Source organism: Thauera sp. ZXT1-4 (assembly GCF_052598215.2).
The window spans coordinates 1-12,441 of the sequence record NZ_JBQWSN020000004.1; the positions used below are offsets into that span (position 1 = coordinate 1).

Annotated in this window: 13 protein-coding genes; 7 read left to right on the forward strand and 6 right to left on the reverse strand. The window is 67.0% G+C overall.

Annotated elements, in window-relative coordinates; translation table 11 throughout:
* Positions 1-156 precede the first annotated feature (156 nt).
* The 5 genes from dnaB to rpsF form a co-directional block, all read right to left on the reverse strand.
* Positions 157-1,557, reverse strand: coding sequence for a replicative DNA helicase (gene dnaB / locus ACUH78_RS04625; RefSeq protein ID WP_418364615.1), 1,401 nt, complete (start codon positions 1,555-1,557; stop codon positions 157-159).
* Between the two features lie 120 nt (positions 1,558-1,677).
* A complete protein-coding gene (gene rplI, locus ACUH78_RS04630; RefSeq protein WP_418364614.1) occupies positions 1,678-2,127 on the reverse strand; it encodes a 50S ribosomal protein L9 in 450 nt (149 codons plus the stop codon).
* 15 nt (positions 2,128-2,142) lie between these two features.
* On the reverse strand, positions 2,143-2,418 hold the full coding sequence (gene rpsR / locus ACUH78_RS04635) for a 30S ribosomal protein S18 (protein WP_002933051.1): 276 nt from the start codon (positions 2,416-2,418) through the stop codon (positions 2,143-2,145).
* Positions 2,419-2,420: 2 nt separating this feature from the next.
* Positions 2,421-2,693, reverse strand: coding sequence for a primosomal replication protein N (priB, locus tag ACUH78_RS04640; protein ID WP_418364613.1), 273 nt, complete (start codon positions 2,691-2,693; stop codon positions 2,421-2,423).
* Positions 2,694-2,736: 43 nt separating this feature from the next.
* A complete protein-coding gene (gene rpsF / locus ACUH78_RS04645) occupies positions 2,737-3,123 on the reverse strand; it encodes a 30S ribosomal protein S6 (protein ID WP_418364612.1) in 387 nt (128 codons plus the stop codon).
* A gap of 260 nt (positions 3,124-3,383) precedes the next feature.
* Here rpsF and ACUH78_RS04650 point away from each other — a divergent pair, with 260 nt between their 5' ends.
* The gene (locus tag ACUH78_RS04650; protein ID WP_418364611.1) at positions 3,384-3,752 is read left to right on the forward strand and encodes a hypothetical protein; all 369 of its coding nucleotides are present in this window, start codon (positions 3,384-3,386) and stop codon (positions 3,750-3,752) included.
* 100 nt (positions 3,753-3,852) lie between these two features.
* Here the strand turns inward: ACUH78_RS04650 and hrpA are convergent, their stop codons facing one another.
* On the reverse strand, positions 3,853-8,145 hold the full coding sequence (gene hrpA, locus ACUH78_RS04655) for an ATP-dependent RNA helicase HrpA (protein WP_445332828.1): 4,293 nt from the start codon (positions 8,143-8,145) through the stop codon (positions 3,853-3,855).
* 113 nt (positions 8,146-8,258) lie between these two features.
* Here hrpA and ACUH78_RS04660 point away from each other — a divergent pair, with 113 nt between their 5' ends.
* The 6 genes from ACUH78_RS04660 to rarD all read left to right on the forward strand — a co-directional run bounded on the left by ACUH78_RS04660 (position 8,259) and on the right by rarD (position 12,436).
* On the forward strand, positions 8,259-8,774 hold the full coding sequence (locus tag ACUH78_RS04660; RefSeq protein ID WP_445332829.1) for a DUF2478 domain-containing protein: 516 nt from the start codon (positions 8,259-8,261) through the stop codon (positions 8,772-8,774).
* A gap of 3 nt (positions 8,775-8,777) precedes the next feature.
* Positions 8,778-9,032 carry a YkgJ family cysteine cluster protein gene (locus tag ACUH78_RS04665; RefSeq protein ID WP_445332830.1) on the forward strand — a complete coding sequence of 85 codons (255 nt, stop codon included), beginning with the start codon at positions 8,778-8,780 and terminating at the stop codon, positions 9,030-9,032.
* A 104-nt stretch (positions 9,033-9,136) separates the two neighbouring features.
* Positions 9,137-9,961 carry an undecaprenyl-diphosphate phosphatase gene (locus ACUH78_RS04670; RefSeq protein WP_418364607.1) on the forward strand — a complete coding sequence of 275 codons (825 nt, stop codon included), beginning with the start codon at positions 9,137-9,139 and terminating at the stop codon, positions 9,959-9,961.
* Positions 9,962-9,975: 14 nt separating this feature from the next.
* A complete protein-coding gene (locus tag ACUH78_RS04675; RefSeq protein WP_445332831.1) occupies positions 9,976-10,548 on the forward strand; it encodes a YqiA/YcfP family alpha/beta fold hydrolase in 573 nt (190 codons plus the stop codon).
* Positions 10,549-10,564: 16 nt separating this feature from the next.
* Positions 10,565-11,464: a class I SAM-dependent methyltransferase gene (locus ACUH78_RS04680; RefSeq protein ID WP_445332832.1), complete on the forward strand. Its 900-nt coding sequence runs from the start codon at positions 10,565-10,567 to the stop codon at positions 11,462-11,464.
* A gap of 93 nt (positions 11,465-11,557) precedes the next feature.
* Positions 11,558-12,436, forward strand: a complete 879-nt coding sequence (gene rarD, locus ACUH78_RS04685; RefSeq protein ID WP_445332975.1) for an EamA family transporter RarD — start codon at positions 11,558-11,560, stop codon at positions 12,434-12,436.
* Positions 12,437-12,441 lie beyond the last annotated feature (5 nt).

The following is a 12,441-nucleotide window of genomic DNA, read 5'->3' on the forward strand; positions in this document are numbered from 1 at the left end:
AACCGCTGCAGCGCTGAAGAGGTGCGCATTATAGACCCAGCAGAAACAACGTCAACACAAATCCGCAATCTAAAAACTTATGAGCGAATAAGAGAGCCAGCCAACCGAGGGCGGCACATCAAGGCCACGCTCTTAAGCTCCGCTCGCACGGCAGTGTCAGTACATCCCAGGAGCGGCGGCGTAGTTCTCGAAGCGCGTATTCTCGCCGATGAAAGTCAGACGTACCGTCCCGGTCGGACCGTTACGGTGCTTGCCGATGATCAGCTCGGCCGTCCCTTTGTCCGGCGAATCGGGGTTATATACCTCATCGCGATAGATGAACATGATGATGTCGGCATCCTGTTCAATAGCTCCGGATTCGCGCAGATCGGACATCACCGGGCGTTTGTTGGGCCGTTGCTCGAGACTTCTGTTGAGCTGCGAGAGCGCCATGATCGGCACGTTGAGCTCTTTTGCGAGCGACTTCACCGAGCGCGAGATTTCGGAAAGCTCTGATGCGCGGTTGTCACCCTCGCGCGTACCACTCATCAGCTGCAGGTAGTCGATCACGATCAGGCCAAGCTTTCCGCACTGGCGCGCAAGGCGGCGAGCTCGGGCACGCAGGTCGATCGGGTTCAGGCCGGGCGTCTCGTCGATGTAAAGAGGGGCATCGTAGAGCTTTCCCATGGCCATCGTCAGGCGCTGCCAGTCGTCGTCGGTGAGCCGGCCGCTGCGGATCTTCTGCATGTCGATGCGACCGACGGAGGAGATAAAGCGCGTCGCAAGCTGCGTGCCGGGCATTTCCATCGAGAAGATCGCCACCGGCAAGCGTTGCTCGATTGCGATGTGCTCGGCTAGGTTGAGCGCAAAGGTGGTCTTGCCCATTGCGGGCCGGCCGGCAACGATGATCATGTCCGAGGGCTGCAAACCGGAGGTCTTGTCATCCAGATCAACCAAACCGGTCGGCACGCCGGTGACCTCCGAGGGATTGTCCCGATCGTAGAGTTCCTGCACGCGATCGACCACCTGCTTCAGGATAGGCTGGATCGACACAAAACCGCTCGCGTGGCGGGCCCCCGCCTCGGCAATCTCGAACACCTTGGCCTCTGCTTCGTCCAGCAGCGCCTTGGCGTCCTTTCCCGAGGGGCTCAAAGCACTCGCGGCAATCTCGTCCCCGACCGCAACGAGTTTGCGCAGGATCGCGCGCTCGCGGACGATCTCGGCATAGCGGCGAATGTTGGCTGCAGACGGCGTGTTGTTTGCAATCTCGGCCAGATATGCGAGACCGCCAGCCTGCTCCGCCTCGCCATTCTTTTCCAGCGACTCGAACACCGTGACCACATCGGCCGGCCGCCCCTGGTCGATCAGCCGGGTGATGTGGCGATAGATGCGGCGATGGTCGTCGCGATAGAAGTCAGCCTCATTGACCAGATCGGCGATGCGCTCCCACGCCTGATTGTCGAGCAGCACACCACCGATCAGCGACTGTTCGGCCTCAAGCGAATGCGGTGGCAGCTTGATCTGCGCAAGCTGCGGATCGCTCGGAAAATCGGAAAAACGGGAGGGAGCAGAACTCATCTGAAACACCATCTGGGCCGGATCGCCACATTGTAGCGACCGACCGCGCCGCGAACGGCGACCCTGAAAACAAAAAGGGCTGCACATTGCAGCCCTTTCTACATGCTCTCGCGGACGAGATTACTGCTCTGCCACCACCGCGACGGTGATGTTGGCCAGCACGTCGGCGTGCAGCGACACTTCCAACTGGGTCTCGCCAACCTGCTTGAGCGGCCCTTCCGGCATGCGGATGGCGGCACGATCGATGTCGAAACCCTTGGCAGCCAGCGCCTCGGCGACGTCAGCATTGCCGACCGAGCCGAACAGACGGCCGTCCATGCCGGCCTTGCGGGCGACTTCCACACTGACGCCTTCCAGCTTGCCGGCCAATTCCTGGGCAGCCGCGAGCTTTTCGGCCTGCACGCGCTCAAGTTCGGCACGACGCGCCTCGAACTCGGCCAGGTTGGCCTCGTTCGCGCGCTTTGCCTTGCCCTGCGGGATCAGGTAGTTGCGGGCGTAGCCGTCCTTGACCTTGACGACGTCACCTAGAGCACCGAGGTTCACGACCTTCTCGAGAAGAATGATCTGCATGTTTCCGTTCTCCTCTTACTGGTGCAGGTCGGTGTAGGGCATCAGAGCCAGGAAGCGGGCGCGCTTGACGGCAACCGACAGCTGACGCTGGTAACCCGCCTTGGTACCGGTGATGCGTGCCGGCATGATCTTGGCGTTCTCGGTGATGAAGTCCTTGAGGATATCGACGTCCTTGTAGTCGACTTCTTCGATCTTCTCCGCGGTAAAGCGGCAGAACTTGCGACGCTTGAACAGACCACGACCGCCGCGGTCGTCCTTCTTCTTGAACTTGGATTTGGGCTTGAAGGCCATTTTCAGTTTCCTTCGAGAAATTCGATTGTTGTCAGGTGCAGAACCGGGGTTCGGCTGCGCAGGCTCTTTGCGGCGAGGAATCCGGTGATACGCATTGCGCCTCCCGGAGTTGCCGCAGCCAGCACCGCCGCCAGATCGCCCAGCGCCACTGCCTGAAGCTCTACCGAAACTTCACGGGTCAGACCCGCTTCAACTTGTTTCGATTCGTGCGCCAACATACAACTGGCGACCGGCACTCCGGCAGGGGTTCGACGCAGCGGCAGCACTTCGGCCACGCGCGCATCGAGGCGCAGCTCGTTTAGACCCGGTTCAGGCAACTCAGGCGGCAGCGGCTTCGCTGTCGGCCGGCTTGGCGTCGTCGGAGCCGATATTCATCGAGCGCGACTTCTCTTCCTTCATCATCGGCGAAGGCGTGGTGACAGCCTTCTTCATCTTGATGGTGAGGTGACGCAGCACAGCGTCGTTGAACTTGAAGGCGTGCTCGAGCTCGGCCAGCGTCTCGCCGTCGCACTCGATGTTCATCAGCACGTAGTGGGCCTTGTGCACCTTCTGGATCGGGTATGCCATCTGGCGGCGCCCCCAGTCTTCCAGGCGGTGAACCTGACCGTTGCGGCTGGTCACGATGGACTTGTAGCGATCGACCATCGCCGGAACCTGTTCGGACTGGTCCGGGTGGACGATGAATACGATTTCGTAGTGTCGCATGCAGACTCCTTGCGGTTATTGATGCAGCCCCCCGGCATGCGAATCCGGTGGGGCAAGGGAAAGCCCGGCAGTCTAACAAGTTCTTCTTGAAAATCAAAGCGCCGTCGAGTTCAGCCACGGGGGCGCCCCGACCGGCCCGGCGCCGTCCAAGGCACAAGCCTGCTTACACTCTGCTCACGCCGCTGACGCGCCGGCCGGCCTAGCATCTTTGTCGACGGGGCGCCGCCCTGCCACAAGTCAGAACACGAACGAGGCAGAACATGAAGACCACACTCGGCAGCACGCTGCTTGCCTTACTGATCAGCGCCGGCCTGCTCGGCGCGGCCACCGCAGCCGAAGCACGCGATGACCGTCGCGGCGAGCGCCACGTGCGGCATCACACGCATCACCCCATGCACGGCGACAGGCATTACGACAAACGACCGCCACGCCATGCCGCGCGCGCCAGGGACGATCGCCACGGGTATCGCGAGCGGGTGGTGATACATCACGTGCCGCCGCGCGCGCCACGACACACGGTGATTCACCACCACTATTACCAGCCTGCCTACCGCAGTTACGGCTACAGCAACTCGCCCGCACTGGTGATCGGCGTGGACATCCCGCCCCTGGTAATCCCCCTGCGCTGACGGCTGCAGCCCAGAAGGCCCACAGCCCACCCCGGCGAGACTGCTCTGCCCAAACACCACCGGGGTGAGCGCATCGCCTGCGGGCACGGGCAAGAGGCCTTCAGCGTGGCCGGCTGTCCCAGATCTTCTGCAGGCGCTTGACCGACACCGGCATCGGCGTCCTCAGTTCCTGCGCGTACAGTCCCACGCGCAGTTCCTCCAGCAACCAGCGGAATTCCTCCAGCGCGGGATCCTCGACGCCGGCCCGCCGGCGCGCGAGGCGCTCGCGCTCCCAGATCTGGGCGAGTTGCTTCCATTCGGCCATGAGTTGCGCATCGCGCGTCGGATTGTTGCGGAGTTTGTCGAGCCGCACCGAGGCACCCTTGAGGTAGCGCGGGAAGTGCGCCAGCTTGTCCCACGCGAAGGCGACGAGGAAATCCTTCGGCAGCAGCGCACCGAGCTGCCCCTGGAGGTCGGCCACCACCTCAGGGAAGGTCTTCAAGCCGGACAGCCGCTTCTGCAGTGCCGCATGCTCGATCAGCAGTTGGCCAGCCAGGCGCATGAACTCCTGCGCGACCAGGCTCACCCGCGACTTGGCCTCGGCGCAGCGCTTCGCGAACGCATCGGCGCCGGTCGGCAATGGCTCGAGCAGGCAGCAGCGGTTCAGCGTCGCCTCGACCAGACACGCCTTCAGCTCGGCCTCGGTGCCGAAGCTCATGTACTGCAGCGCGAGCTCGCGCAGGCCGGGCAGGCGCTCGACCGCGCGCACCTGGTCCTTGAGGTTGAGCGCGAACAGGCGCGCGAGGCCGCGGCGGTGCACCCGCGTCGCCTCCTCGGGCGTGTCGTAAGGGCGTAGCGAAACGCTGTCGCCATCGTCGTGCAGCGCCGGGAAGCCGATCACCTCGCGGCCGGCGACGCGCACCTCGAGCAGCTCGGGCAGGGCGCCGAAGGTCCAGGCGGTGAAGCCGGACAGCGCCTGCGCCGGCATCTCGGCCGCTGCGGCGCCGCGCCCCGGGGCGTCGCCCGCCGCCTTGCCACTCCCCTTGCGCCCGGGCTGAGCAGCACCCGCGCCACGCCCCGTCCCGCTCGCGACCTCGGCACGGCCCACCCCCCCGACACCCGCCGCCGACAGCGCGCCCGCAAGCGCGCCGCCGATCTTCGCAGCCGAGAAGCGCGCCGCCACCTGCTCGCGGAAGCGTGCGCGCAACTCCATCAGGTTGCGCGACTGACCCATCACTCGGCCGTGCTCGTCGACCACGCGGAAGTTCATGAAGCAATGCGGCTTGAGGTTCTCCGCACGGAAGCTCTCCAGCGGCAGCTTCAACTGCACGCGCTCCTCGACGAAGCGCTGCAGCATCTTCAGCAGCGGCTCGTCCGTGTCGAACTCACCGCCCTCGAACGCCGCCATGAACGCCGCCGCGCTCTCGGCCACAGGCTGCAGACGGTGGCGGTGCTTCTGTGGCACGGTCTTCATCAGCGCCGCGACCTTCTCCTCCAGCAGCCCCGGCACCAGCCACTCGCAACGATTGGCGGGGATCTGGTTGAGCATGGCCAGCGGCACCGCGAGCGTCACGCCATCGTCGGCCTCGCCGGGCTGGTGCAGGTAGGTGAGCTTCAGCTTCTGCCCCAGCACCTCCAGCGCGGGCGGGAAGCGGTCGGTGGTGACACCCTCGGCCTCGTGGCGCATCAACTGCTCGCGCGACAGGTGCAGCAGCTTCGGCTCGGTCTTCTCCGCCGGCTTGCGCCAGACCTCCAGGCCGGCGACGTCACACACGTCCGCGGGGAGCTTGCTGTCGTAGAAGGCCTCGATCAGCACCTCGTCCACCAGCACGTCAGGGCGGCGCGATTTGTGCTCGAGGCGCTCGATCTCCGCCACCAGGCGCTGGTTGTGGGCGAGGAAGGCCATCGCGCGTGCCGGCCCCTCGGCGATCTCGCCCTGCACCAGGCCCTCGCGGATGAAGAGCTCGCGGCACAGCGCGGGGTCAATGTCGCGGTAGGCCACGCCGCGGCGCGGGTAGATCACCAGCCCATACAGCGTCCCGCGCTCCCAGGCGCGCACCGCACCGGAAGACTTCGACCAGTGCGGCTCGAACACCTGACGCTTGATCAGGTGGCCGCCGACCTCCTCCACCCACTCCGGCTCGATGCGCGCAATGCAGCGCCCAAACAGGCGCGAGGTCTCGACCTGCTCCGCGGCCATGATCCACTTGCCGGCCTTCTTCGCCAGCGACGAGCCAGGATGCGGCCAGAACTTGATGCCACGCGCGCCGAGGTAAGAACCGGCCTGCGGGCCCTTGCTTGCGTGCTCTCCATCGTCCGCCTTGCAGCCGATGTTGCCGAGCAGGCCAGCGAGCAGCGCCTTGTGGATCGCCTCGTAGTTCGCCGGCTGCGCGTTCTCCTTCCAGCCGTGCTCGGCGCACAGCGTATGCAGCTGGCTGAACACGTCGCGCCACTCGCGCATGCGCATGTAGTTGAGGAAGTGTTTCTTGCACCAGGCTTTCTGCTTGCTGGACGACTCATGGCGTTGCACCTCGTCCCAGGCCTTCCACAGGTGCCAGTACCACAGGAACTCGGACTTCTGGTCCTGCTCGCCGCCGCGGAACTTCGCGTGCGCTTGGTCGGCCGCGCCCGGGCTGTCCTGCGGCCGCTCGCGCGGGTCCTGCACCGACAGCGCGGCGGCGATCACCAGCAGTTCGGCGAGCGCGCCGCGGTCGCGCGCGGCGAGGATCATGCGGCCGATGCGCGGGTCGAGCGGCAGCTTCGCCAGTTCAATGCCGGTCGGCGTCAGCCTGCGCTCGTCGTCGTCAGTGACGGCGCCGAGCTCGGCGAGCAGCGCGTAGCCATCGCCGATCAGGCGCGAACCGGGCGCGTCGATGAAGGGGAAGTCCTCCACCGCGCCCAGCTTCAGGGCCTTCATGCGCAGGATCACGCCGGCGAGCGACGAGCGCAGGATCTCGGGGTCGGTGTGCGGCTGACGACGGTTGAAGTCGTCCTCGTCGTAGAGGCGGATGCAGATGCCGTCCATGACCCGACCGCAACGCCCGGCGCGCTGTTGCGCGGCCGACTGGGCGATCTTCTCGACCTGCAGCTGCTCGACCTTGTTGCGCGGCGAGTAGCGCTTGATGCGCGCCAGCCCCGTGTCGACCACGTAGCGGATGCCGGGCACGGTCAGCGAGGTCTCGGCGACGTTGGTCGAAAGCACCACCCGGCGCCCGTTGGAGGCCGAGAACACGCGTGCCTGCTCCTGCGCCGACTGGCGCGCGAACAGCGGCAGGATCTCGGTGCCGGGGAGGTGATGGGCCTTCCTCAGCGCCTCGGCGGCCTCGCGGATCTCGCGCTCGCCGGGCAGGAAGACCAGCACGTCGCCCGGGCCGCAGCGCTGCGCCTCGTCAACCGCTTCGACCAGCGCGTCCATGAGATCGCGGCTCCTGTCCCTGCCACCCGCCCTGGATTTGTCGCCCTCCTTCCCGCCTTTCGCGGCCGCGCGCGCCGCGGCCGCCGGGTCGATGTCCTCGCTCTCCACCGGCCGGTAGCGCATCTCGATCGGATACAGGCGGCCGGAGACCTCGATCACCGGCGCCGGCTTGCCCGCGGCGTCGGCGAAATGCTTCGCGAAGCGATCGGCATCGAGCGTCGCCGAGGTCACCACCACCTTCAGGTCTGGCCGGCGCGGCAGCAGGGTCTTGAGGTAGCCGAGCAGGAAGTCGATGTTGAGGCTGCGCTCGTGCGCCTCGTCGATGATCAGGGTGTCGTAGGCGGCGAGCAGCGGGTCGGTCTGGGTCTCGGCGAGCAGGATGCCGTCGGTCATCAGCTTGACGTGGCTACGCTCGCTGGTCTTGTCGGTGAAGCGAATCTTGTAGCCGACGACCTCGCCGAGCGCGCTCTTCAACTCCTGCGCGATGCGGCTCGCGGTGGCGCGCGCGGCCAGCCGGCGCGGCTGGGTGTGGCCGATGAGGCCGGCGACGCCGCGCCCGAGCGTCATCGCGATCTTGGGCAGCTGGGTGGTCTTGCCCGAGCCGGTCTCGCCGCAGACGATGATGACCTGGTGGGCGGCGAGCGCGGCGGCGATCTCGTCGCGCCGCGCCGATACCGGCAGCTCGGGCGGGAAGTCCGGGACGGGCAGCGCCGCGCGACGAGCGAGCAGCGCGGCGCGCGAGCGGGCAAGGAGCGCATCGAAGTCTGCCTGCAGGCGAGCCCCTCGCGCGTCCATCCGACTCCGCCCATGCATCACCTCGTCCCTGGCCGACCGGCTCTCCGGCGTAGCTTCTGCACCGCTGCGCGTTGGGGACGCGGGTTGCGCGACACGTGCCAGATCGCGCGCCATGCGGCGCAGGCGCGGGCGATCGACGCTCAGGCAGTCGTCAAAAATCGGCAATTCGGTCGGACGGCGCGCGCCCTTGTGTTCAGCCCTCATGGATCCACTTCGGGTTCTTCAGGCCGCGCATTATCTCCTGCATCTTCGCCATGTTGGCGTTGCAGTGCGACAATGGCGCCCATTGCCGAACGCCCCGCCCGCAGAGTCCGACCATGCCCGCCCACGCCATCGCTGCCGTCGTCTATAAGCCCACCGACAACATCGAGACCCTGCTGGCCCACGCAGCGCGTGCCCTCGCCAAGCGTGGCGTCCGCCTCGGCGGCGTGCTCCAGCACGACATCGCCACCGTGATCGAGGACCCCTGCGCGATGCAGCTCGAGAACCTCGAGACCGGCGAGAGCATCCCGCTGTCGCAGGAACTCGGCCGCGGCTCGATCTCCTGTCGGGTCGACCCGGACGCGCTCGCACGCGGCTCGATGGCAGTGCGCGGCGCGCTCGCGCGTGGCGTCGATCTGGTGATCATCAACAAGTTCGGCGCCCAGGAGGTGGCCGGCGCCGGCCTGCGCGACGAGATGGCCGAGGCCGTGCTCGCCGGCGTACCCCTGCTCACCGCGGTGGGGGAACGCTTCCTCGCCGAGTGGAAGGACTTCACCGGCGGCGAGGGCATGCTGCTCGACCCCACGCTCGACGCCATCCTGGCCTGGTGGTCAGCGCCACACGCGGGCTGAGCCATGCACTGCCGCCCCGACTGCGCCGCCTGCTGCATCGCCCCCTCGATCTCCTCGCCGATCCCGGGCATGCCGCTGGGCAAGCCGGCCGGCGTACGCTGCATCCAGCTCGACCACCTGGAGCGCTGCAGGATTTTCGACGACCCGCGCCGGCCGGCAGTGTGCGCAAGCCTGCAGCCGTCGGCGGAGATGTGCGGCAACGAACGGAAACACGCGCTGCGCTACCTCACCCGGCTCGAAGCGCTGACCGCGTCCTGACCGTACCCTGAGCGTGACCTGCGCACCCACCCGGCATCGTCCCCGTGGCGCAACATGCCGGGGGCTATAATCCCGCCTCCCTCCGCTTCCCGCTCCCGCGCCGCATGGACCTCTCCCTCCTCCTCGTCGCACTCGTCCTCGGCATCGTCGAAGGCCTGACCGAATTCCTGCCGGTCTCCTCGACCGGCCACCTGATCATCTTGGGCGATCTGCTCGGCTACAACGACGACACCAGCAAGGTGTTCAAGATCGTCATCCAGCTCGCTGCCATCCTGGCGGTGTGCTGGGACTACCGCGAGCGCCTGATCAAGGTCGCCACCGGACTGCCCACCGAGCGCAGTGCGCAGCGCTTCGTGTGGATGCTGTTCATCGGATTCCTGCCTGCGGCCGTGCTCGGGCTGATGTTCCACTCCACGATCAAGGGTCTGCTGTTCAACCCGATCACGGTGGCGACCGCGCTGGTGGTCGGCGGCCTGATCATCCTCTACGTCGAAAAGCGTGCTTATCACCCGCGCATCAACGAGGTCGACGAGATGCGCTGGACCGACGCGCTCAAGGTCGGCTTCGCGCAGGCGCTGGCGATGATTCCAGGCACCTCGCGCTCGGGCGCCACCATCATGGGCGGACTGATCTTCGGCCTGTCGCGCAAGACGGCGGCGGAGTTCTCCTTCTTCCTGGCGATCCCGACCATGTTCGCCGCAACCGCCTACGACCTGTACAAGAATTGGGCACTGCTGCGGATTGAAGACCTGCCGGTGTTCGCGGTCGGCTTCGTCGCCTCCTTCGTCGCCGCAATGTGGGCGGTGAAGAGCTTCATCCAGTTCATCTCCAACCACACCTTCATCGTCTTCGCCTGGTACCGTATCGCCTTCGGTCTCTTCGTGCTCGCGACCTGGTACTTCGGCTGGGTCGAATGGTCCGAGCCTTGATCGAGGCACGCACGATGATCATCTACCTGCACGGCTTCCGCTCCGCGCCCGCGTCAATCAAGGCGCAGGCGCTCAAGGCCCGCATGGCGGCACGTGGCCTCGCCGACCACTTCTGGTGCGAGCAACTGCCAGTGTCGCCGCGCGCCGCGATCGCGCTCGCCGAAAGCGCGATCGCACGCGCGCGTGCCGCCGGGATCGAGCCTGCCGTTGTCGGCAGCTCCCTCGGCGGCTACTACGCCACCTGGCTCGCACAGCAACACGCGCTGCGCGCGGTGCTGGTAAACCCCGCAGTCGTCGCGCCGCTGTCGCTCGACGCCTTCGTCGGCACGCAGACCAACCTGTATACCGGCGAATCCTTCGCGTTCACCCGCACGCACATCGACGAACTGCGCGCCTTCGAAGTCCCCGCAATCACCCACCCCGAGCGCTACTGGCTGCTGGTCGAGACCGGCGACGAAGTGCTCGACTACCGTCACGCAGTGCAGAAATACGCCGATGTGCGGCAAACCGTGCTCGAGGGGGGCGATCACGGCTTCTCGCGCTGGGGCGATTTCCTCGACGACGTAATCGACTTCACCTGCCCCTGACGCGACAATATCCACGATGAACGCGCACGATCCTTCCCGCAGCACGCCGGCCGCAGGCGCGACCGCCACTTCCGGCTTCGATCCGCGCCGCTTCAAGGCCATGGAGCGTGCCGGATTCAACCGCATTGCCGCGCGCTACGCGGAAGGCGCCCATCTGCGCGCCGGCCTCGCTGCCGCGCTGCTGGATGCCGCGGCCCTCGCGCCAGGGCTGCGCGTGCTCGACCTGGCCAGCGGGCCGGGCCTGCTCGCACGCGATGCAGGCTTGCGCGTCGCGCCCGGCGGCGTCGTGCTCGCCACCGACATCGCGGAAGGCATGCTGGCCGAGGGTGCACGCCGCTGCGGCGAGCACGCAGATGCGCCGTGCTTCGCTGCCGCCGACGCTGAACACCTGTGTCTGGCCGACGCCAGCATGGACCGCGTACTCGCTGGCCTCGCGCTGTTCATCTTTCCCCACCCGGCGCGCGCCCTGGCAGAGATGCGCCGCGTGCTCGTCCCAGGTGGCCGGATCGCACTGTCGGTGTGGGGCCCGCGCGAGACGGTGCCGCTGATCCACCGCGCGCAGGACACCATCGCCCGCCTGCTGCCCCCGCCCAAAGTCGCACGCCCCTCGGTATTCCGTTACGGCGAGGCCGGCGTGCTGGAGCAGGCACTTGAGACGGCCGGCTTCGTCGACATTGAACTTCGTCCCTGCGAATTCAGCTGCCACTTCGAGCATGCCGAAGCCTATTGGCAGGCCTTCCTCGACCTCGCGGGCGGAGCGGCCGAAGCGCTCGGGCGGCTGCCACAGGCCATGCAGGACGCGCTGCAGGCGGCGGTCGCGGATGAGCTTGCGGGTCACTGCTGCGACGACGGTCGCGGCGGCTACCTGCTGCCAGCGCGCACGCTGATCGCCACTGCGCGCCGTCCGAAAGCCTGAGGCGCCCCCCACCCATCGAACACTGCAGCGCCCCAGGTGACCGCTTCTACCGCCCCCTCGCCCTGCAGCGCCGATTCGCAGGCGCGCAACGGCATGCGCGCCGCGCTGACGGCCTTCTGCATCTGGGGATTGGCGCCGCTGTATTTCCGCGCCATCGGAACGGTACCGCCCTTCGAGATCGTCGCGCACCGGGTGCTGTGGTCGGCGATTCTCCTCGCCGGGCTGATCGCGCTGCTGCCCTTCACCGGCGGCTTCGCGCGCGTGCGCAGCGTGCTCGTGCAGCCGCGCCTCCTCGGCCTGCTCGCGTTCACCGCCCTCCTCACTGGCAGCAACTGGCTGGTCTTCATCTGGGCCATCGATGCCGGAAGGCTGCTCGAAGCCAGCCTCGGCTACTTCATCAACCCGCTCGTCAGCGTAGCCCTGGGCGCACTCTTCCTCCGCGAGCGGCTGCGCCCGCTGCAGGCCGCTGCGGTCGCCATAGCGTGCGCAGGCGTGGGATGGCGGGTGTGGCAGCTGGACAGCCTGCCCTGGATCGCGCTCTTTCTCGCCGGGACCTTCGGCCTTTACGGTCTGCTGCGCAAGCGCGCCCCGGTCGAGGCCGCCAGCGGGCTCTTCATCGAGACCCTGCTCGTCGCACCGCTCGCGCTCGCGTGGCTGGTCTGGGTCGGGCAACAGGGCGGCCTCAGCTTCGGCAGCGGCGCCCGCACCGACTGGCTGCTGCCGCTCACGGGCGTCATCACCGCGGTCCCGCTGATGCTGTTCGCAGTGGGTGCGCGCCGGCTGCCCCTGGCCACGGTAGGCTTCCTCCAATACCTCGCGCCCAGCCTCAACTTCCTGGTTGCGGTGCTCGTGTTCCGCGAGCCGCTCGACGCCACCCAGTTGGTGGGCTTCGCGCTGATCTGGTGCGCGCTCGCGGTGTATTCCTTCGATCTACTGCGTGCCGCACGCCGGCCTGCGCCCCGAATCCAGTAAACTAG

Coding starts and splice junctions, on each gene's coding strand:
- dnaB (WP_418364615.1), bottom strand. CDS start 1,557: ATGAGTTCTGCTCCCTCCCGTTTTTCCGATTTTCCGAGCGATCCGCAG.
- rplI (WP_418364614.1), bottom strand. CDS start 2,127: ATGCAGATCATTCTTCTCGAGAAGGTCGTGAACCTCGGTGCTCTAGGT.
- rpsR (WP_002933051.1), bottom strand. CDS start 2,418: ATGGCCTTCAAGCCCAAATCCAAGTTCAAGAAGAAGGACGACCGCGGC.
- rpsF (WP_418364612.1), bottom strand. CDS start 3,123: ATGCGACACTACGAAATCGTATTCATCGTCCACCCGGACCAGTCCGAA.
- ACUH78_RS04650 (WP_418364611.1), top strand. CDS start 3,384: ATGAAGACCACACTCGGCAGCACGCTGCTTGCCTTACTGATCAGCGCC.
- hrpA (WP_445332828.1), bottom strand. CDS start 8,145: ATGAGGGCTGAACACAAGGGCGCGCGCCGTCCGACCGAATTGCCGATT.
- ACUH78_RS04660 (WP_445332829.1), top strand. CDS start 8,259: ATGCCCGCCCACGCCATCGCTGCCGTCGTCTATAAGCCCACCGACAAC.
- ACUH78_RS04665 (WP_445332830.1), top strand. CDS start 8,778: ATGCACTGCCGCCCCGACTGCGCCGCCTGCTGCATCGCCCCCTCGATC.
- ACUH78_RS04670 (WP_418364607.1), top strand. CDS start 9,137: ATGGACCTCTCCCTCCTCCTCGTCGCACTCGTCCTCGGCATCGTCGAA.
- ACUH78_RS04675 (WP_445332831.1), top strand. CDS start 9,976: ATGATCATCTACCTGCACGGCTTCCGCTCCGCGCCCGCGTCAATCAAG.
- ACUH78_RS04680 (WP_445332832.1), top strand. CDS start 10,565: ATGAACGCGCACGATCCTTCCCGCAGCACGCCGGCCGCAGGCGCGACC.
- rarD (WP_445332975.1), top strand. CDS start 11,558: ATGCGCGCCGCGCTGACGGCCTTCTGCATCTGGGGATTGGCGCCGCTG.